This is a genomic window from Vibrio glycogenivorans, from assembly GCF_051660965.1.
Lineage (GTDB): Bacteria > Pseudomonadota > Gammaproteobacteria > Enterobacterales > Vibrionaceae > Vibrio.
Window position 1 is genome coordinate 551,985 of sequence record NZ_JBPVIS010000003.1, and the last position, 18,726, is coordinate 570,710.

General features: G+C 50.2%; 19 protein-coding genes. 8 read left to right on the plus strand and 11 right to left on the minus strand.

What is annotated here, in order from left to right:
* Window positions 1–18: 18 nt before the first annotated feature.
* The 4 genes from ACSTTG_RS10480 to ACSTTG_RS10495 all read right to left on the minus strand — a co-directional run bounded on the left by ACSTTG_RS10480 (window position 19) and on the right by ACSTTG_RS10495 (window position 2,157).
* Entirely contained in the window at window positions 19–456 is a 438-nt protein-coding gene (locus tag ACSTTG_RS10480) for a GNAT family N-acetyltransferase (protein ID WP_438474757.1), read from the minus strand.
* Between the two features lie 44 nt (window positions 457–500).
* Window positions 501–953: a GNAT family N-acetyltransferase gene (locus tag ACSTTG_RS10485; protein WP_438474758.1), complete on the minus strand. Its 453-nt coding sequence runs from the start codon at window positions 951–953 to the stop codon at window positions 501–503.
* A 50-nt stretch (window positions 954–1,003) separates the two neighbouring features.
* Entirely contained in the window at window positions 1,004–1,387 is a 384-nt protein-coding gene (locus ACSTTG_RS10490; protein ID WP_438458441.1) for a VOC family protein, read from the minus strand.
* Between the two features lie 260 nt (window positions 1,388–1,647).
* Complete coding sequence (locus ACSTTG_RS10495) at window positions 1,648–2,157, minus strand: DUF6653 family protein (RefSeq protein WP_438474759.1); 510 nt, start codon at window positions 2,155–2,157, stop codon at window positions 1,648–1,650.
* 195 nt (window positions 2,158–2,352) lie between these two features.
* Between ACSTTG_RS10495 and ACSTTG_RS10500 the strand changes: the two genes are divergently transcribed.
* On the plus strand, window positions 2,353–2,727 hold the full coding sequence (locus tag ACSTTG_RS10500; RefSeq protein WP_438474760.1) for a DUF2750 domain-containing protein: 375 nt from the start codon (window positions 2,353–2,355) through the stop codon (window positions 2,725–2,727).
* A gap of 300 nt (window positions 2,728–3,027) precedes the next feature.
* On the opposite strand, the gene serS is transcribed toward ACSTTG_RS10500, so the two are convergent.
* The 4 genes from serS to ACSTTG_RS10520 all read right to left on the minus strand — a co-directional run bounded on the left by serS (window position 3,028) and on the right by ACSTTG_RS10520 (window position 7,023).
* Window positions 3,028–4,335 carry a serine--tRNA ligase gene (gene serS, locus ACSTTG_RS10505; protein ID WP_438458438.1) on the minus strand — a complete coding sequence of 436 codons (1,308 nt, stop codon included), beginning with the start codon at window positions 4,333–4,335 and terminating at the stop codon, window positions 3,028–3,030.
* A gap of 92 nt (window positions 4,336–4,427) precedes the next feature.
* The gene (locus tag ACSTTG_RS10510) at window positions 4,428–5,777 is read right to left on the minus strand and encodes a replication-associated recombination protein A (protein WP_438458437.1); all 1,350 of its coding nucleotides are present in this window, start codon (window positions 5,775–5,777) and stop codon (window positions 4,428–4,430) included.
* A gap of 5 nt (window positions 5,778–5,782) precedes the next feature.
* Window positions 5,783–6,379 carry an outer membrane lipoprotein periplasmic chaperone LolA gene (gene lolA, locus ACSTTG_RS10515; RefSeq protein ID WP_438458436.1) on the minus strand — a complete coding sequence of 199 codons (597 nt, stop codon included), beginning with the start codon at window positions 6,377–6,379 and terminating at the stop codon, window positions 5,783–5,785.
* 26 nt (window positions 6,380–6,405) lie between these two features.
* Window positions 6,406–7,023, minus strand: coding sequence for a YecA family protein (locus ACSTTG_RS10520; protein WP_438458435.1), 618 nt, complete (start codon window positions 7,021–7,023; stop codon window positions 6,406–6,408).
* Between the two features lie 137 nt (window positions 7,024–7,160).
* Here ACSTTG_RS10520 and dusC point away from each other — a divergent pair, with 137 nt between their 5' ends.
* Window positions 7,161–8,162, plus strand: a complete 1,002-nt coding sequence (dusC, locus tag ACSTTG_RS10525; protein ID WP_438474761.1) for a tRNA dihydrouridine(16) synthase DusC — start codon at window positions 7,161–7,163, stop codon at window positions 8,160–8,162.
* Between the two features lie 240 nt (window positions 8,163–8,402).
* On the opposite strand, the gene ACSTTG_RS10530 is transcribed toward dusC, so the two are convergent.
* Both ACSTTG_RS10530 and cysB read right to left on the minus strand, forming a co-directional pair.
* Window positions 8,403–9,602 (minus strand): methyltransferase, encoded by a 1,200-nt coding sequence (locus ACSTTG_RS10530; RefSeq protein ID WP_438458433.1) that lies wholly within the window; start codon window positions 9,600–9,602, stop codon window positions 8,403–8,405.
* Window positions 9,603–9,655: 53 nt separating this feature from the next.
* Complete coding sequence (gene cysB, locus ACSTTG_RS10535) at window positions 9,656–10,630, minus strand: HTH-type transcriptional regulator CysB (RefSeq protein ID WP_438474762.1); 975 nt, start codon at window positions 10,628–10,630, stop codon at window positions 9,656–9,658.
* A gap of 278 nt (window positions 10,631–10,908) precedes the next feature.
* Here cysB and ACSTTG_RS10540 point away from each other — a divergent pair, with 278 nt between their 5' ends.
* Window positions 10,909–11,673, plus strand: coding sequence for a DNA repair protein (locus ACSTTG_RS10540; protein ID WP_438474763.1), 765 nt, complete (start codon window positions 10,909–10,911; stop codon window positions 11,671–11,673).
* 154 nt (window positions 11,674–11,827) lie between these two features.
* Window positions 11,828–12,601 carry a tRNA isopentenyl-2-thiomethyl-A-37 hydroxylase MiaE gene (miaE, locus tag ACSTTG_RS10545; protein ID WP_438474764.1) on the plus strand — a complete coding sequence of 258 codons (774 nt, stop codon included), beginning with the start codon at window positions 11,828–11,830 and terminating at the stop codon, window positions 12,599–12,601.
* Window positions 12,602–12,646: 45 nt separating this feature from the next.
* Here the strand turns inward: miaE and ACSTTG_RS10550 are convergent, their stop codons facing one another.
* Window positions 12,647–13,666 carry a LacI family DNA-binding transcriptional regulator gene (locus tag ACSTTG_RS10550; RefSeq protein WP_438458429.1) on the minus strand — a complete coding sequence of 340 codons (1,020 nt, stop codon included), beginning with the start codon at window positions 13,664–13,666 and terminating at the stop codon, window positions 12,647–12,649.
* A 280-nt stretch (window positions 13,667–13,946) separates the two neighbouring features.
* On the opposite strand from ACSTTG_RS10550, the gene ACSTTG_RS10555 reads away from it, so the two are divergent.
* The 4 genes from ACSTTG_RS10555 to ACSTTG_RS10570 are packed head-to-tail and all read left to right on the plus strand — an operon-like array spanning window position 13,947 to window position 18,720.
* Window positions 13,947–15,002, plus strand: coding sequence for a sugar phosphate isomerase/epimerase family protein (locus tag ACSTTG_RS10555; RefSeq protein WP_438474765.1), 1,056 nt, complete (start codon window positions 13,947–13,949; stop codon window positions 15,000–15,002).
* Between the two features lie 11 nt (window positions 15,003–15,013).
* Window positions 15,014–16,171 (plus strand): Gfo/Idh/MocA family protein, encoded by a 1,158-nt coding sequence (locus ACSTTG_RS10560; protein WP_438474766.1) that lies wholly within the window; start codon window positions 15,014–15,016, stop codon window positions 16,169–16,171.
* On the plus strand, window positions 16,172–17,722 hold the full coding sequence (locus ACSTTG_RS10565) for a sugar ABC transporter ATP-binding protein (RefSeq protein ID WP_438474767.1): 1,551 nt from the start codon (window positions 16,172–16,174) through the stop codon (window positions 17,720–17,722).
* Entirely contained in the window at window positions 17,719–18,720 is a 1,002-nt protein-coding gene (locus ACSTTG_RS10570; protein WP_438458425.1) for an ABC transporter permease, read from the plus strand. The genes ACSTTG_RS10565 and ACSTTG_RS10570 overlap by 4 nt, the downstream gene beginning before the upstream one ends.
* The last annotated feature ends 6 nt before the right edge of the window (window positions 18,721–18,726 follow it).

Consider the following 18,726-nt stretch of genomic DNA (forward strand, 5'->3'; position numbering starts at 1 on the left):
CCACACCTCGAGAGAGAATCAGGTGACCAATTGCATCAAGTACTCTTGTTGCGATTCCCCTACCACTTTGAACCCAAGACGAGTGTATAGTCGCTGTGCTGGGTTGGTCTTGATCACTCCTAGCCCGACTGTTGCCTTGGTCACTTGCGCTGTCTCAATCAGGTTTTCAATCAAATAGCGACCAATATTGCGCCCTTGATACCTAGGATCAATCTGGATCTGTACCAAAAACCAGTGATTATTTTCTGGGGTAAACTCAACCTTGAACAGGCCTATCGGCAGCCCATCGTCTTCGACGATCTGCGCATGTTCAAACGCATGGCGCACGCGCTCCTCAAAGGCCTCTTTGCTGGTCGGCATGCCCACATCTTGTAAATAGCCAGTCATGGTCTGATTGCGCAGACCAATCAAAAAATCCACATCAGACTCTTTGGCCGGACGAAGCTTTATCGCCATCACTCACTCCTTCCCTATCAGTCACTATCAACGCACGAATGGAACTATTCACCTGTAAGATCAAGTCGATAATGTTCAAAGTCAGTGATCTCTTTATACCCAACTGATAAGTAGAGGCATTTCGCACTGTGATTTTCAACCGCAGTTGCCAACTTGAGCGTCGTGGCCTGACACTCACGTGCGTAAGACTCGGCATGCTGCAATAGTTTTCTGGCGACACCCTGACCGCGCTTTTCCTCTACAACGTACAGATCATTGAGGTAAAAGAGTGGCTGCATAGCGACCGATGAAAATGACGGGTATAGCTGACAAAATCCGACAGCGACGTCATTGTCATCCAATGCTAAGAAGATCACTGAATCGTCAGCGGTAAGCCGCTCAAAGATAAAACCTCGAGCGGCGGATAAGTTGGCACTTTGGTGATAAAACTGCCGATAAAGGTCGAACAGGAATGCGACCGAATCAATATCACCGACCTTGGCTTGAATCGTTTTCAATCTCTCCTCCTTGTGTTCTCGCATGAATAAGAGGGAAGCAACACGCGATATCACTTCATTGAATGAAGCCCTATTGTGTTGCCTTCGGTATCACTTACGATGCTGATAAATCCATAATCACCGATGGACATCTTTGGCACTTGTACTTGCCCACCGCTCGTCGCTACTCTGGACTCTTCTATGGCGCAGTCATCGCAGGAGAAGTAGACCAAGGTGCTATTGCCACCTGCCTTTACTCCACTCATGTGAGCCAGCGCCCCCGCAGCGCCATAGCGTTCCATTTCACTTGGGAAACACCACATTTCAATGTCCATCTTGGCAGGGCTTTCAAGCTTCTCAAGTGTTACGTCGAGCACTGCTTCATAGAACGCTTTCGCTCTGTCCATCTCGTCGACATAGATCTCAAACCAGCCGACTGGATTAGATTGCCTCATCTTTATACCCTCCATTAGTGACGGTATCGCAAGCACCTCAGGCAGCATGCGATACTATTAGCATAGCCAAGTAAATCACCCTGCGGTGAGAGCTAGCGCACCAAGAGGCTTCCTAGATTAGAAATGTGGGATAATCATCAGCACGTATTACCATGTTAAACCTTGGTCGGGTTGAGTAAATCTCTTAATACTGCAAGGTTAGATTGAGGGTCGTGTCCGTCAAGTCATCCCCAGCGAACAACGCTGGCTGGCTCGACAATCTAACGCAACCATTGGCGATATTCAGGCCTGTGATCTTGCATGTCGTGATACACCCATACCATGCGATCAACAAACCACGCCTTAGACAAAACCACCGCGAACATCCCAGATAAAGTCGCACTCAGGTTTAGGCTGACTAATCCCCCAAGCCACACCACAGAAGCAATAATCGAGATTCCAGTAATCACATTCGCTGCCTTGAGGTGATGTGGTGGCAGCGCATCGTGGCGATGAGCAAGAAAAATACGCTCGCCAAAAGTTCCCTTAGATGCCCAATTGTCGGTTGAATGCGGGGCTTTGAACGCTCGCGGGTTAAGCCAAATCCATACTAGGGCCAGCACTGTTGGCAGCAAGGCATACCAACCAATCCACGCTCGGCTCCACACCGCCAGCGTAAGTAGAGGCACACAAGTGAAGAATCGTGACCACACACTCCATGGGCTGGCATGGCGCAGCCAAGTCGCCTCATCCATGCTCAATAACTTCTCTGCACCCTTAAATAAATCCATGATCTTACTCCTCATTTTTCTAAGCGCAGTGTGCGCTTTGCGCTGGAGTTTGTCTAGGGTTCCAATGGTAAGCTTGGCCGTTGAAGCACGATAATCACAGCTTGAGAAAGAAACACTTAACACCATAAGCCATAGCCTTCGCCCTTTGCTCTCGTCTATAATCAGCAACATATCAATGACGCAATAAGGGTTGCTATGACAACTGCAAATTCTCCCCAAGTACCAAAAGATCCATCTGAGCGCATGAATCTGTTTTTCAAAGCGGTAACCAATGAGCTCAAGATCTGGCTACTGATTGATGAACATGGCAGCGTACTGCTCAATACCGAAGAAGAAGAGTGTGTGCCAGTATGGCCATCAGAAGAACATGCCCTACAGTGGGCAACGGATGAATGGGAGGGCTTTAAAGCTGAGCCTATCTCACTCGCAAAATGGAAGAGTCGCTGGACCCGCGGCCTAGAAGAAGACGAGCTTTCACTGGTCGTATTCCCAGATGAAAACGGTGAAGGGATTGTCCTTTACCCTGATGAATTCGAATTCGAGCTCATCAAACGCGAGAAGAAAAAGTAGCGAGGTGCGAGGACGGGCGTTGCCCTTCGGGGAGCGAGGGGTCCAACACTAGCGATACACTCCTCGATACCCGGAGCGAAGCGTAACCCGCACCTCGAACCTGAAAACACAGTAGCGAGGCGCGAGGACGGGCGTTGCCCTTCGGGGTGCGAGGAGTCCAACACTAGCGATACACTCCTCGAACCCAGAACAAAGGTTCGAGGAACTCAACACAAGTGACACAATCCTCGATACCCGGAGCGAAGCATAACCCGCACCTCGAACCTAAAAAAAAGAGCCCTTTAGGCTCTTTTTTAAGTCTTAACCGATGTGAGTCGCGCCGCCCATGTATTTCTGCAGGGCTGTTGGGATGGCGATGCGGCCATCGGCTTCTTGGTTGTTCTCTAGGATTGCAACCATAGTACGGCCAACCGCTAGACCAGAGCCGTTTAGCGTGTGTACTAGCTCTGGCTTCTTCTCACCTTTGCGACGGAAGCGCGCTTGCATGCGGCGTGCTTGGAAGTCCCACATGTTTGAGCATGATGAGATCTCACGGTACGTCTCTTGCGCCGGTACCCAAACTTCAAGGTCGTACGTCTTGCGTGCGCCGAAGCCCATGTCACCAGTACATAGGATCACTTTACGGTAAGGAAGCTCAAGCAGTTGCAGAACTTTCTCTGCGTGACCTGTCAGCTCTTCTAGTGCTGCCATTGAATCTTCAGGCTTAGTGATCTGTACTAGCTCAACTTTGTCGAATTGGTGCATACGGATAAGACCACGTGTGTCACGGCCGTAAGAGCCTGCTTCAGAGCGGAAACATGGCGTGTGTGCCGTCATCTTCAGTGGCAAGTCCGCCTCATCAGAGATGGTATCGCGCACCATGTTAGTCACTGGCACTTCTGCCGTTGGGATCAAAGATAGACGACGTGGCTCTTCGTCACTGGCCTTCTCTTCAAGAGGCTCAGTGTGGAACAGGTCTTTACCAAACTTAGGCAGCTGACCCGTGCCGTATAGGCTGTCAGCATTAACTAGGTAAGGTACGTACATCTCGGTGTAGCCGTGCTCTTCAGTGTGCAGGTCAAGCATAAACTGAGCAATTGCACGGTGAAGGCGAGCAAATTGACCCTTCATCACGATAAAGCGCGCACCCGTGATCTTGGTTGCACTTGCGAAGTCTAGACCGCCGCCCATTTCACCAAGGTCAACGTGATCTTTAACTTCAAAGTCGTAAGTCTTTGGCTCACCCCAACGAGAGATCTCTACGTTGTCGTCTTCATCTTTACCGTCTGGCACTTCGTCATCGGGTAGGTTCGGTACCGACAAGGTGATCTCTTCCAGCTTGACTTGAATCTCAGCCAGTTCAGCTTTCTTCGCTTCCAGATCGCTACCTAGCGTACCAATCTGCTTCTTGATCTCTTCAGCACCCTCTTTATCGCCAGCCGCCATTTTTTGGCCGATCTGCTTAGAGATGGAGTTACGAGTGGATTGTAAATTTTCTACTTCTACTTGAATCGACTTACGTTGCTCTTCAAGTTGACGAATGGTCTCAACGTCAAGGCTAAAGCCTCGGCGCGCCAGTTTAGCAGCTGTTTCATCCAGCTCTGTACGAAGTAATTTAGAATCCAGCATTGTTAATCCTATGCTTTTTATTGATAAAAAAACGCGCAAAGCCATTCACGCGTTTGTCAAAATATAGTGTGGTAAAAGATACCCAAAAGCCGCTACTTTTCATAGCGCTTTATTGGGCTTTTTGCGTCTAATCCTGCGAGATAATCGAGTTTTTCCCCAATCTTGGTTTCTAAACCGCGATTGGTTGGAAAATAGTAGCGAGTTTGGCTCATTTCTGGTGGCAGGTAACGCTCACCCGCCGCATAAGCACCAGGCTCATCATGCGCATAACGATACTCGGCCCCGTAACCCATATCCTTCATTAGATTGGTTGGCGCATTGCGCAGGTGATGAGGCACCTCATACTCAGGCAGGTTGCGCGCATCATCGAGCGCCTGCTTCCACGCTGTGTACACCGCGTTACTTTTTGGCGCACACGCCAGATACACCACGGCTTGGGCTATTGCGCGCTCGCCCTCAGCGGGGCCAATGCGAGTAAAGCAGTCCCACGCGTCCATCGCCACTTGCATCGCCCTTGGGTCGGCGTTACCGATATCCTCAGAGGCGATGGCTAGTAAGCGACGGGCGATATACAAAGGATCGCAGCCCGCAGCAATCATCCGCGCAGACCAATACAACGCCGCATCGGGGTTGGAGCCACGGATTGACTTGTGCACGGCAGAGATGAGGTCGTACCAAATATCGCCCTTGTTATCAAAGCGCGCGACCTTTTCACCTGCGACTTCGGCAAGCAAAGGCAGGGTGATCTGCTTGACGCCCTCCGCGTTGTCCTCCGCCATGTCATAGAGCAGCTCAAGGTAGTTAAGCGACATGCGCGCATCACCATTGACGTGCTCAGCCAGTCGCTCTAGTACATCATCGTGAAACTGCGCCGCGGTCTTACCAAGGCCACGCTCAGGATCGGACACCGCCTGATTGAGCGCATTGAGCACCTCTTGCTTGGACAGAGAGGTCAGCTTATACACTCGCGCTCGCGAGAGCAGTGCGTTGTTGAGTTCAAACGAAGGGTTTTCAGTCGTCGCGCCAATAAAGGTCACAGTCCCATCTTCGATATGCGGCAAAAAGGCATCCTGCTGCGATTTGTTGAAGCGATGCACCTCATCAACAAACAAGATGGTGCGATGACCGGCAAGCTTGTTTTCACGCGCGCGGTCAATCGCCGCGCGAATGTCTTTGACGCCCGAGGTCACGGCAGAGACGCGCTCAACCTCAGCATTAGCGTAGTTAGCTGCCACTTCTGCTAGGGTGGTTTTACCGGTCCCAGGTGGCCCCCACAAGATCATCGAGTGGATATGACCTGCTTGCAGGGCTTTACGTAGCGGCTTACCCTCGCCAAGGATATGCGTTTGACCAATGTACTGCTCAATGGTGGCTGGGCGCATACGCGCAGCCAAGGGGCGAAAATCTTCTTGCGAGCTAAAGTCTAAGCTGTAGTTACTCACGCCCGTTAGTTCCTTTGATCATCCACTTCAACGCCTTCTGGGATCTCAAATGAGAAGCGCGAGCGATCTGGGGTGGCTTGGCTTAGATTACTAAACACGTAATCACCACGCTGGCCATCTTGCTCAATCACCTTAAAGCCAGAGACCTCGCCTTGAGCATTGATAATGATTTCAAACGTACCTTGGTTGAGCTCATCTGAGGTAGGCACCAAGGTAAACACGTCTTGCTTCTGGGTCACATCGTAGTTCTCCCAGTCGCTCTCTTGATCGCGGGTGAGCAAGATAAACGGAGTTTGCGCTGTCGCTTGCTCTTGCCAGAAGATACTCACTTGCTCAATAAATGGGCTGTAGTAGTAGATTGACTGACCATCAGAGACCAAGACATTTTCATCTGGGAAGGTTGTTGTCCAACGAAACAGGCTTGGGCGGGCAATCTCCACCGTGCCTTCGCCTTCCATAACCACATCCCCTTCTGGGCTGGTCACCACCTGAGTAAAATCGGCGCTGAAGCCATCACTGAGGGACAGGCGTTCACTCAATTCCTCTTGCGCACCGGCCCATACTGAAGAGCTGACTAACAATAACGCGATCAGTTTTTTCATTCCATTACTCCAAAATACACGGCTGCTTAACGACCGCAGCACTGCTTAAATTTCTTGCCGCTGCCACAAGGACAGTCGGAATTACGACCCACATCTTTATACGGATTATAGCTTTGTGCTTTGTCGCCAATCATTTCTGCATCTGCCGCCATCGCAATTTCATTGATCATAATATCAAGCTGATCGATAAAATTATCAAGTTGCGGCAAATCCTCAAACCCGGCCTCACGCATCTGCTGGTGGGTTCCCTCTTGGTCAATCGCCAACATCATTGTAGTCAAATAGGCTTGTAGCATGCGCAGAGTCCCATCAGATGGCTGCTTCTCTTGCCACTGCTGCTCAATCACTGGCCACAGCGTCATAAAGCCCTCGGCAAAGTCCGCCAGAGCACTTTCCTCTGCCTGCGTTTCCTTGAGCAGCGTTAGCAGTGAGAAGCTCTGCGTCTTGAGCGCTGCATACTGGGCATTGATCTGTTGCTCAAGTACTGCCTTGCTCTCTACAAGCTGTGGGGAAAAAATATCGCCCAACCAGCTCGTCGGATCGAGCGGCTTAACAGCAAAGTTGGCAGCCAATACCGCGCCTTCAACAAACCAAGACGACTCTTGGGTCGGGAAATCGCTAGTGTTAATAAGCGAGTAAGTCATAGTGTTCGATTTCTCTATAATGAGGATTGCTGCGAGTATACCGTTAATGGGGCTATTCAGCGACAAAGAGTCGTGACTTTGCACATAATTCACTCTACAATCTCGCTCCATTTTTGTGACCGGAGAGACTATTTACAATGCGTGTCGTGTTAGGCCCTATGGAGGGTGTTCTCGATCATCTGATGCGAGAGATTCTTACCAACATCAACGACTACGATCTTTGTGTCACAGAGTTCGTCCGTGTCAGCGACTTACTGCTGCCTGATCATGTGTTCTATCGCCTCTGCCCTGAGCTAAAACAAGGTTCACAAACCAAGTCTGGCGTCCCCGTGCACCTACAACTGCTGGGTCAGCACGCCAACTGGATGGCGGAGAATGCGTTTAAAGCAGCTGAGCTTGGCGCCAAGGGAATCGACATCAACTTTGGCTGCCCTGCCCGTCTAGTCAATAAACACGGCGGCGGTGCGGCGCTGCTTAAAGAGCCCAACACCATCTACGAGGTGCTTAAAGCATGTCGTGAAGCCGTGCCAAGCCATATCCCAGTGACGGCGAAGATCCGCCTTGGCTGGAGTAATCCTGAGGACTGTTTTGAAGTCGTCGATGCGATTGAGCAGGCCGGCGCAGATGAACTGACCATCCATGCTCGCACCAAAGAGGGCGGCTACAAGGCCAGTGAGATCCGCTGGGAGTACATCGATAAAATCCGTCAGCGCACTCAGATGCCATTGATTGCCAACGGTGAAATCTGGAATTACGCCGATGGCCAGCGCTGCATCGAGACCACGGGCGTGGACTCGCTGATGGTATGCCGCGGCGCATTCAACGTACCTAACCTAGGTAATGTGGTTAAACACAATGCTACGCCAATGCCGTGGTATGAGGTCGTTGATCTCCTGATCGTCTACTCGCACTACGAGATGAAAGGCGATAAGGGCTTATACTACTCCAACCGTGTTAAGCAATGGTTCTCTTACCTGCGCCAGCAATATCCTGAAGCCGATGCCCTATTCAGAGAGATCCGCACGTTCAAAAAAGCCGATGATATCGTTAAGGTTATCGAGCAATACCAACTAAAAATCAGGGGCGGGGAGCGAGTTTCACTTCGTTCCGAGGAGCGAGGAGTTAACGGCATATTTTAAGGTTCGAGGAACGGGTTACACTTCGTTCCGAGGTTCGAGGAGCTTATCACGTTCGTTGAACTACTCGCTCCTCGAAGGGCTACGCCCGTCCCCGCACCTCGCTACTTTATTTAGATTCGAGGAGCGAATTTCACTTCGTTCCGGGGTTCGAGGAGCATATCACGTGCGTTGAACTCCTCGCTCCTCGAAGGGCTTTGCCCGTCCCCGCACCTCGCTACTGTTGTTCTCGCTACTGCAGCGCTACGCGCTGCGCCGTGCTTGAATAATCAAATTTCGTGGCGTTGTCGCCTTTTCACAAAAAGTGCCGACTTCGACTTGATAGCCGTGTTCGATGAGGAACAGTGCCTTGTCTAGCACTAGCCACAACTCTAGCGGGCGGCGGAATAGTTGAGGGAGTAGACTCAGCCCTTCCATACGCCAAAATGATTGCTCTCCTTGCAACTGATAGTGAGAAAAATCCAACCCCACGGGCAAAGTCAGTGATTTTTTCTCCGCTGCCCACTGGCAAAATGCTTCAAAGCCTTCGCTCAGCTGCGATTTCTTAATACTCGGTACTGGCAGGTAGGTTGAGTCGCCGCGCAGCTCACTGACTAATTGATGAAAACCCAGTCTATAGCTCATTTCAGTTTGACGATGGCGATGAACACGCTCGCCACCGGTGACGGTTTCTTGAAGCGGAATACGCAGCTCAGATTTGGTTAGTTGTAGGTGACTCGACTTACCCAATGATGACAGTGGCTGATAGTGCTCATCACGAGTTAAGTGATAGCAACAAGGCGCAACCGTCAGCGCCGCCATGCAAACCTCGGCGGCATGGGTAAGCAGTGTGGTGTGCAAATCACCACAAGCATGCAGTGCCACACCATGTTGGTGAGATTGACATAGCGCTTTGGCTTGTTGGCTAAAGGCGTCCCCTTGGACAAAGTGCATGTCCAACTGCTTTTGATCGGCAAACTGCTGACCATCGAGACACAACTGGGCTTGGTACTCCAGACTGGTCACTGGCTGCTGAGATGAACTTGCCAATACTCGCCCTAGATAGCCTTTACCCGAGCACCACTCAAGCCAAGGGTGAGCCCCCTCTTGTATCAAGCATACGCTGCTCATGGCAGTGATCTGATCGACTTTACGTCCAGGGATACCACTCAACAAACGGGGATTAATCTGTGTCGTTTGCTCAGTAAATAGCTCGGGCAGCTCCGCCTCTGCCCAAAAGCCAATCGCGGGCACAAAGGCTGCTAGGGCATCGCTGAGCTGATGTGGGTTAGATTTGAAATTCACAATTTGCTCAGGAGTGAGCGAGGCGAGCCAATCAACCAACTCCGCAGGCAAATCATCCAACGCACCCTGTGTTGAACAGACCGCCTTAAACGGTTCTAGTCTCCAAAACGCTTGGTGCTCGATGAGCCAGTGATCGATATCGGCAAATTGTTGATGCATCTCTTCCTCCTTAGCGGATGGGCCATTTTAGAAGGAAGAGCGCAGAATTCAAGCTATCTTACTGGCAGTTTGATCCCCTTAAACATCTCTTCGATTTCAGCGTTGGATTTGAGGGAAATCGCTTGTTCCACAACCGGTCTCGTTAGGTGAGGGGCAAAGCGCTCCATAAAGTCGAACATGTATGAGCGCAAGAAAGTGCCGCGGCGAAAGCCAATACTGGTGGTACTGGCACCAAACAGATGGCTGGCATCGATGGCCACTAGGTCCGAATCAAGCTTCTCATCCACCGCCATACTGGCTATCACACCCACGCCGATGCCCATACGCACATAGGTTTTGATCACATCGGCGTCGGTGGCGGTGAACACCACTTTCGGTGTTAAGCCTTCTTTATCAAACGCCGTGTCTAGCTCTGAGCGCCCAGTGAAACCAAACACGTAAGTCACGAGCGGATAATTAGCCAGATCATGAATCGAGATTGACTCGCTCTTTGCCAATGGGTGATCTTTCGGTACCACAATGGAGCGGTTCCAGTAATAGCACGGCAACATAATGGCGTCTTGATAAAGGTGCAGCGCCTCAGTCGCAATAGCAAAGTTGGCCGTACCCTTAGCAATTGCCTCTGACATCTGGCTTGGCGTTCCTTGGTGCATGTTGAGCGAAACGTTAGGATAACGAGTCGTGAAGCCTTTAATCACCTCCGGCAGTGCATAACGCGCCTGAGTATGCGTGGTCGAAATATTCAGTGCACCGCGCTCTGGGTGGGTATGCTCTCCCGCGACCGCTTTGATACTCTCAACCCGACCTAAGATCTCTTGTGAGATGCTAACGATCTCCTCACCTGCCGAGGTGACTTTGGTTAGATGCTTGCCACTTCGCTCAAAAATCTGGATCCCTAGCTCATCTTCCAGCAGCCTCACTTGCTTACTGATCCCTGGCTGTGAGGTGTAGAGACTTTCCGCCGTTGCTGAGACGTTAAGGTTATGGTTAACAACTTCAACGATGTATTTTAGTTGTTGCAGCTTCATGGTTAATCCTTTAATTCTCCGGTACTTCTTAGCCAAAAATTCCGTTTGGCTACCTTGCGATATAATCGTTGGTTATATCAACATTCAATCGCGACTGCAATGCCGTGTTCTACACCCGGCCAATGTACAAAGTGTGGGCTGGGCGAGTTTTTGCAAAATTATTGAGCAAAGGTTAAAAAATTCATCTAATTAGCGTGATTATTGCCACGAATTTAGATACCGATGCCATTTTAATTGCGGTATGCTAAGCAAAGCCATAACCGACGGATTAGTTGTATATGAATTTCATCTTGATTATTGCCTTGATTGGCGTGCTGCTGATCCTGATACTCGGCTATAACATCATGCTGCAGTACAAAATCAAAGTAGAGGCAACCAAAAAACAAGAGCTTGCCCGCTATGTGGCGATTATCGATGGTACCGAGGAGCTGATTGGTAATGCTCACCAGCTCCCTTTTAGTAACCAGCTCCTGATGTGCTTAAATAATCGTATTCTTGATAGTTTACAAAGCATGCGCGACCTAGACCCAAAGAATAAACACCACAAGCAGCGCATCGAGCAGGTCACCGCGCAAATCAACCAGCTCAGCGAACAAAGCGACAGTCAAGATGGTGCCTCATTCAGAGTCCCCACCAGCGATAAGCAGGCCATTGCGATGCTTAAACTGGTCAAACGCTTGCGCAGTACCGTAAGCAGTGAACACAACAAAGGCCGCCTAGCGACGCCAGAGTATATCAACGAGAGTGCGCGCCTTGAGACCATTCAGCTTAAGATCAACATCGAGAATGTTATCAAACGCTCCAAGGATGCGGTGAATCGAGATCAGCCCGGCACAGCAATCCAGCTGCTAAAAAAAGGCATTGATGTGTTGAGCACCAAGAGTGATAGCTACTCTATCCGAGCACGAGAAAAGCTTCAGCACATGTATGATGATATTGAGCAGCGTCGACAAAATCGCCACTCACTGATGCAAAGAAGGTTTGAGGACAGCGAGCGTAGCCAAGATATTGATGCATTATTTGGTGAGAAGAAAAAGTGGTAACTCTGATATAAGACAATTTATTCCGTTTGTTTTTCTGTGCATATGAATACGAAGGCCAAGGTTATAAAAATCTTGGCCTTTTCTCTTGATGCTCAGTCAAATTCAATCGTGCTAAACTGGAGATCAACGCTCAACATAACCAAAAAAACAACGCATGTATCAGCAACTATTGGAACCTATTCATCGCTTTCTTAAGTGCCCAACCCCCTCATCATGGATTGATGAGGCACAAAAGCCAGAAAACTTATCGATCATTTTGCGCGATCACTTACTTTGTGAGCTAAAGGCGGCGCAGAGTGCCATTTTCTTACTCAAGCGCTACGTAGTCACCGATGAGGGCAAAGCGCAACTCTCTGAGCTAGTCGAACCCTTCGAGCTGTTCGCCTATAAAGGCCAAGGCAGCCTTGAGAGCCTCAAGGGCAAGAGCGCGCTGTCTAAATCAATTCAAGCCAAAGATGGCTGTGCTTATGGTCAAGACATGATTGATAAGTTGGTACTGTTGATCAGAGAAGAGCTGCACCACTTTTACCAAGTGCTGGAAATCATCGAAGCGCAAGGGATGGCTTATCGCCCTATCACGGCGAGTCGTTATGCTAAGGGCATGATCAAACATATCCGCACTTTCGAGCCAGCAGCGCTGATTGATAAACTGATTATCGGTGCCTTTATTGAGGCCCGCTCATGTGAGCGTTTCGCCCAGCTTGCCCCTTTCCTAGACGAGCCAATACAGAAATTCTATATCTCTCTACTTCGCTCAGAAGCTCGCCACTATCAAGACTATTTAGACTTAGCACAGACGATCGCAGATGATGATATTTCAGATCGGGTGGACTTTTTTGCCCACATCGAAGCCAAGCTCATCACCAGTGACGACAACGAGTTCCGCTTTCACTCAGGTGCCCCGGCTATCCTTGCCGAGCACCTCTAGCCGAGCGCCTCTAGCCGAGCGCCTCTAGCCGGGCGCCACTCGACTCTAGGGGCAGAGCGATCCCGCCTCTCGCCTCTTCAATGAACAGACCGTTGAACTGTCCCTTACCAATAGTTGAGTAGGAATAACGGTCTCTTTAGCGGCATTACCGGTCTTGATCAACTTGATCAAGACCTTCATTGCGGTCTCCCCAATCAGCTTCTGAGGCTGTTTGATCGTGGTAATGGTTGGGCTGCAATACTGACTGAACAGCAAGTCATCAAACCCGACCACTGACATCTGCTCAGGGATTTTTATGCCCATTTCTTGCGCCGCTCGCATCGCGCCGAGCGTCATCATGTCATTGAAGCAGAATAAGGCGGTCATGGCGTACTGCTTGTGTAAGCGGCGAAAAGCGATATAACCCGAGTCAAAGCTAAAGTCCCCCGACTCTATCGCTTGATCCTCAACACCGATACCAGCCTGCTCTAGGCTGGCGAGAAAGCCGGCCTTTCTCGCAATACAGATGGGATTCTCCATCGGGCCTGTAATGCAGCCGATGTGCTGGTGCCCGAGATCAATCAAGTAGTCGACCGCTTTTTTCGCTGAGCCGTAGTTATCAATTCGTACTGTCGGAATCGCCGAGTCAGGGAAATACTCACAGGCCATGACCATTGGGATATCTGGCTCGTTTTGATACTCCGCGGGCAGCTCTGCGGTCAGTGAAATCACCCCATCGGCTTGGCACGAGCTGACAAGCTCTAGATACTCCTTAGCTTGGTCGACTATATGTACGGTATCGCCCAAGAGCACCTTGTAGCCATATTTTTGTGCCACCAACTGGATGCCGCGGACAATCTCAGCAAAAAACATGTTTTCGATATCAGGCACGATAACAATTATCGCACGCGATTCACTGCGGCGTAAATTACGCGCGGTGGCATTTGGCGTATAGTTGGTTTCCCGGATCGCCAGCTCAACTTTTTGTCGGGTTTTGGCGCGCACTTGCTCAGGGTGAATCAGAGTGCGCGATACCGTGGCTGTCGAAACCCCGGCCAGTTTGGCGACCTGCTTAATTGTGACCATCTTTCCACCTTGCAAAATGAAATCGTTTACAATTTTCACAGGTTACCAAGCAACATCGAGCCGTTCAAATTATCTACGATAATTGTTTACTAATTAAACACACCGATCACATTACACCACTAATTGCGTATAAAACGGTCTTTTTTGTCGATATATTAACCATTAAAACATGTTTTTGCTCAAAGAATGTACTAAACGATAGCCAATCAATCCTAGTGCATTTTATTCCCTGATTTATGTACACGATTACATTTTGTGGTCTTAATAAACGAGGTGAGTAATGAAAACAATCAAAGGACCAGCACTATTTCTCGCGCAATTTGCTTCTGATGAGGCGCCGTTTAATTCCCTCGACACTATCGTCGCATGGGCAAGTCAATTAGGTTACAAAGGGGTACAGATTCCCAGCTGGGATGGTCGGCTGTTCGACCTTGAAAAAGCAGCCCATGATCAAGACTACTGCGACTCTCTCCTTGCCGTCTTAGCTTCGCACAATGTTGAATTGACTGAATTGAGTACCCACTTACAAGGCCAACTTGTTGCTGTTCACCCTGCTTATGATGAGATGTTCGATGGCTTCGCCCCTGAGCATGTCCATAACAACCCAGCTGCGCGTCAAGAATGGGCTGTCGAGCAAATGATGCTCGCTGCCAAGGCGTCAAAAAACTTGGGTCTTACCGCACACGTGACCTTCTCTGGCGCGCTGTTATGGCCATTCATTTACCCATGGCCCCAGCGTCCACAAGGGTTAATTGAGACCGGTTTTGCCGAACTGGCTAACCGCTGGAAGCCTATCCTTGATGCGTTCGATCAAGCCGGTGTCGATGTTTGTTATGAAATCCATCCAGGTGAAGACCTGCATGATGGCGTGACGTTTGAAATGTTCCTCGACGCGGTTGATAACCACCCTCGCGCCAATATTCTTTACGACCCAAGCCACTTTGTTCTTCAACAACTTGATTATCTGGCCTTTATCGACAGATATCGCGACAGAATCAAGATGTTCCATGTCAAGGATGCCGAGTTCAACCCAAGCGCACAGCAAGGCGTTTACAGTGGTTATCAAGGCTGGACTGAGCGCGCGGGGCGTTTTCGCTCACTAGGTGATGGCCAAGTCGATTTCAGTGCCATTTTCTCCAAGCTGTCGCAATACGACTTCGATGGCTGGGCGGTCGTAGAGTGGGAATGTTGCCTCAAGCATCCCGAGGCAGGGGCAGCTGAGGGCGTCGACTTTGTCAACCAACACATCATCCAAGTGACCGATAAAGCCTTTGATGACTTTGCTGATGCAGCGACAGATGTTGACGCTAACAAGCGCATTCTTGGTCTGAAGTAAGGAGAGCTGACATGAAACAACTCAAACTTGGTATGGTCGGCGGTGGAGAAGGCGCCTTTATCGGTGCGGTACACCGCATTGCCGCCCGCATTGATGGTCATTATCAGTTGGTGGCTGGTGCATTAAGTTCAACCCATGACAAAGCACTTCGCTCTGGCAAGGCACTTGGGCTTGAATCGGAGCGCATCTACACTGATTATGCTGAAATGGCCAAGGTGGAAGCCCAGCGTGAGGACGGTATCGATGTGGTGGCGATTGTCACCCCGAATCATATGCACTTTCCTGTCACCAAGGCCTTTCTTGAGGCTGGGATCTCGGTGATCTGCGACAAACCCTTAACCTCAACTCTCGAGGATGCCAAAGCGCTTAAACAGATCGCTGAACAATCACAGGCCTTTTTCTTCCTCACCCATAACTACACCGCCTACCCACTGGTTCGACAAGCACGACAAATGGTGCAGCAGGGCGATCTTGGCACGCTGAGAGTCGTTCAGGTTGAGTACCCTCAAGACTGGCTCACCACCGATGCTGAACACGGCGATAACAAGCAGGCGCAATGGCGCACAGACCCCACTCGCTCAGGTCCAGCTGGCTGCCTCGGCGATATCGGAACCCACGCCTACAACTTAGCTTGCTTTGTCACTGGATTAGAGCTCGATCAAGTCAGCGCAGAGCTGACATCCTTCGTCGGCGGGCGTCAGCTTGATGACAACGTGCATGTCATGCTGCGCTTTGATCAAGGCGTCAAGGGAATGCTGTGGAGTAGCCAAGTAGCGCCAGGGAACGAAAACGGCTTACGTATTCGCGTTTATGGCGACAAGGGAGGACTTGAATGGGCACAAGAGAACCCGAATGTGCTGGCATTCAGTCCATTTGGTCAGCCGACTCAGCGTTTAACCCGCGCGGGTAACGGGTATCTTGATACTGGAGCGCATTTGGCGAGAACGCCGGGTGGACACCCTGAGGGATATCTAGAAGGCTTCGCTAACCTGTATACCGAAGCGGCAAACTGCCTAGACAAGAAGCGCAACGGAGAGCAGCCAGCCGATATCCTTGAGCAAAGCTTGATCCCAGATATCAACACTGGCCTTGACGGCATGAAGTTTATCTCTGCCGTCATTCAGTCCTCTGAGCTCAATGGTGATTGGATATCTCTTAAGGAGATGTAGATGAACACAGACTCAGTGACTCCCTTACTGCGTCTGAATAATATCTGCAAATCATTCTCTAAGGTCACTGTCCTGCACAATATCTGCCTAGATATTCGTGCAGGAGAGGTGCTTGGCATACTTGGAGAAAACGGTGCAGGTAAATCGACGCTGTTAAAAATCATCGATGGGATCTATCACGCCACCCGTGGCACCGTTGAGATGGATGGTATACCCGTTGATATCCGCACACCTTCTGATGCGAAGAAGCTCGGGATAGCCATGATCCCGCAAGAGTTTAATCTGGTCCCGACCTTGAATGTGTTTGAAAACATTTTCTTGGGTCAGGAAATCCGCTCAAAGGGCACGTTGGGGCGAAAACTCCTCAATAAGCGCGAGATGCGCAGTCGTACCCAGCAATTACTCGAGCAACTGGACACCCCACTCTCTCCCGACGCTTTAATCGAAGACCTGACGGTGGCTGAAAAACAGATGGTGGAGATCGCTAAGGCCTTAGTCCATGATGCGCGGGTATTGATCATGGATGAGCCCACGACAGTGCTGACCCATCATGAGGTCACCATCCTGTTTGATCTGATCAATAAGCTCAAACGCCAAGGTGTGACGATCCTGTTTATCTCGCACAAACTCAAAGAAGTGAAACAGTTGTGTGATCGCCTGATCATCCTACGTGATGGCGAGCTCGTCTCCATCGATGAAGTGGCTAACATCAGCGAACATGACATGGCGACCAAGATGGTTGGTCGCGAGCTTAACCAGATATTTCCGGATAAAAACCAATCACTTGGTGAATTAGCACTGCAAGTGCGGGGGTTATCCCTGACTAAACTGGTCTCTAACATCAACCTCGAGGTTCGCTGCGGAGAAGTGCTTGGTCTTGGCGGCTTAGTTGGCAGTGGACGTACTGAGATCGCTGAGGCGCTGATGGGCCTAAGAAAAATAAAATCAGCAGACATCCAAATTTTTGGCCGTCCTTATCGACCAAGCAACGTCAAAAAAGCCGTATCTGAGGGCCTCGCCTATCTGAGCGAAGACCGTCAGGGCAGTGGGTTGATTCTCAACTTTAATCTGTTTGAAAACATCACCCTTTGTTCACTCGATAAATACCAAAACCTATTGATTAATCATAGTAAAACCAAGCAACAAGCCGAGCGTTATATCGACCAGTTCGACATTAAGACCGAAACCGCACACACCGAGCTGCAATACCTCAGTGGAGGCAACCAACAAAAAGTCTACCTATCGAAATGGATGGATACCCAGCCGAGGATCTTGATCCTTGATGAGCCAACCCGTGGCGTTGACGTCAACACCAAAAAAGATATCTACCACTTCATTCACTCCCTGACCAAACAAGGATTGGCTGTCATCGTTATCTCCTCTGAAATGGAAGAGCTAATAGGGCTCTCAAATCGCATCATTGTCATGCGCGAGGGGCAGCAGCAAGGCGAGCTTCAGGGGGAGGATATTACCGAGCAGCAAATTATGTTACTCGCTGCCGGATTAAAGGATGCAGCCAAGCCCAATCAGCCACAAGGAGTCTTATCATGAGCGAAACGATACCTGTGCACAAGCAGGATAACGGTCAATCAGCAACCGTGTTTGACAAATTACGTGCAGTAAACTGGGCGACTTTTGCCCCCTTGATTGCGCTCGTCATCCTTGTCGCGATCTCCGCCATGGCTAGCGAACACTTCTTAATGACCCGCAACCTGACCAACATATTGCGTCAAGTCTCCTACACCGGGATCATTGCGATCGGCATGACGTTTGTGATCATCGCTGGCGGCATCGATCTGTCGGTTGGCTCGGCACTGGCGCTGGTTGGCGCGCTGATCATTATGCTGCTTAACTACCTCGGCGTTGGATGGATGGCCGTGTCACTGGCCATTGTGGCGGCGATGATACTTGGCGCGCTGTTTGGCGTGATTAATGGCTTGCTCACCACAGTTGGTAAGATCACGGCCTTTGTTGCGACGCTGGCTACCATGTCCATCTACCGCTCTCTCACACTCTACATCAGTGATGCGGGTGAAGTGGTCTCAAACAACCCTTACTATCCCAAGATTGGTACCGGTTATTTTCTCGAGCTACCCATCCCTGTGTGGGTATTCTTAATCCTTGCGGTCATCGGTCATGTGCTGCTCAAACATACAGCGTTTGGCCGACATGTCTGCGCGGTGGGTTCCAACCCAAAGGTCGCCACGTATTCGGCGATCAATGTGCAAAAAATTGTCTTTCTGACCTTTGTCCTACTGGGCTTTACGGTCGGGGTCTCCGCTGTGATGCTCTCCTCAAGACTGAACTCGATCAGTCCAGGGGATGCCGGGCTGTTCTATGAGTTGGACGTCATTGCTGCAGTCGTGATTGGTGGCACAGCGATGTCCGGTGGCAAAGGCTCGATATGGGGCACAGTCGTAGGGGCAATCATTCTAGGCATAATCAACAACATGCTTAACCTCATGGGCGTTAGCCCATATCTACAAGGAACGGTAAAAGGTTTGGTCATTCTGGTCGCAGTACTGATGCAATTTAAACGCTCAGAGTAAATCAAA

What these genes read in the sequence shown, in the direction of transcription:
- lolA (WP_438458436.1), bottom strand. Translation starts at nt 6,379, where the DNA reads ATGAAAAAACTGATCGCGTTATTGTTAGTCAGCTCTTCAGTATGGGCC.
- ACSTTG_RS10540 (WP_438474763.1), top strand. Translation starts at nt 10,909, where the DNA reads ATGAATTTCATCTTGATTATTGCCTTGATTGGCGTGCTGCTGATCCTG.
- ACSTTG_RS10520 (WP_438458435.1), bottom strand. Translation starts at nt 7,023, where the DNA reads ATGACTTACTCGCTTATTAACACTAGCGATTTCCCGACCCAAGAGTCG.
- dusC (WP_438474761.1), top strand. Translation starts at nt 7,161, where the DNA reads ATGCGTGTCGTGTTAGGCCCTATGGAGGGTGTTCTCGATCATCTGATG.
- ACSTTG_RS10550 (WP_438458429.1), bottom strand. Translation starts at nt 13,666, where the DNA reads ATGGTCACAATTAAGCAGGTCGCCAAACTGGCCGGGGTTTCGACAGCC.
- serS (WP_438458438.1), bottom strand. Translation starts at nt 4,335, where the DNA reads ATGCTGGATTCTAAATTACTTCGTACAGAGCTGGATGAAACAGCTGCT.
- ACSTTG_RS10560 (WP_438474766.1), top strand. Translation starts at nt 15,014, where the DNA reads ATGAAACAACTCAAACTTGGTATGGTCGGCGGTGGAGAAGGCGCCTTT.
- ACSTTG_RS10565 (WP_438474767.1), top strand. Translation starts at nt 16,172, where the DNA reads ATGAACACAGACTCAGTGACTCCCTTACTGCGTCTGAATAATATCTGC.
- miaE (WP_438474764.1), top strand. Translation starts at nt 11,828, where the DNA reads ATGTATCAGCAACTATTGGAACCTATTCATCGCTTTCTTAAGTGCCCA.
- ACSTTG_RS10555 (WP_438474765.1), top strand. Translation starts at nt 13,947, where the DNA reads ATGAAAACAATCAAAGGACCAGCACTATTTCTCGCGCAATTTGCTTCT.
- ACSTTG_RS10480 (WP_438474757.1), bottom strand. Translation starts at nt 456, where the DNA reads ATGGCGATAAAGCTTCGTCCGGCCAAAGAGTCTGATGTGGATTTTTTG.
- ACSTTG_RS10490 (WP_438458441.1), bottom strand. Translation starts at nt 1,387, where the DNA reads ATGAGGCAATCTAATCCAGTCGGCTGGTTTGAGATCTATGTCGACGAG.
- ACSTTG_RS10530 (WP_438458433.1), bottom strand. Translation starts at nt 9,602, where the DNA reads ATGCATCAACAATTTGCCGATATCGATCACTGGCTCATCGAGCACCAA.
- ACSTTG_RS10500 (WP_438474760.1), top strand. Translation starts at nt 2,353, where the DNA reads ATGACAACTGCAAATTCTCCCCAAGTACCAAAAGATCCATCTGAGCGC.
- ACSTTG_RS10495 (WP_438474759.1), bottom strand. Translation starts at nt 2,157, where the DNA reads ATGGATTTATTTAAGGGTGCAGAGAAGTTATTGAGCATGGATGAGGCG.
- ACSTTG_RS10570 (WP_438458425.1), top strand. Translation starts at nt 17,719, where the DNA reads ATGAGCGAAACGATACCTGTGCACAAGCAGGATAACGGTCAATCAGCA.
- cysB (WP_438474762.1), bottom strand. Translation starts at nt 10,630, where the DNA reads ATGAAGCTGCAACAACTAAAATACATCGTTGAAGTTGTTAACCATAAC.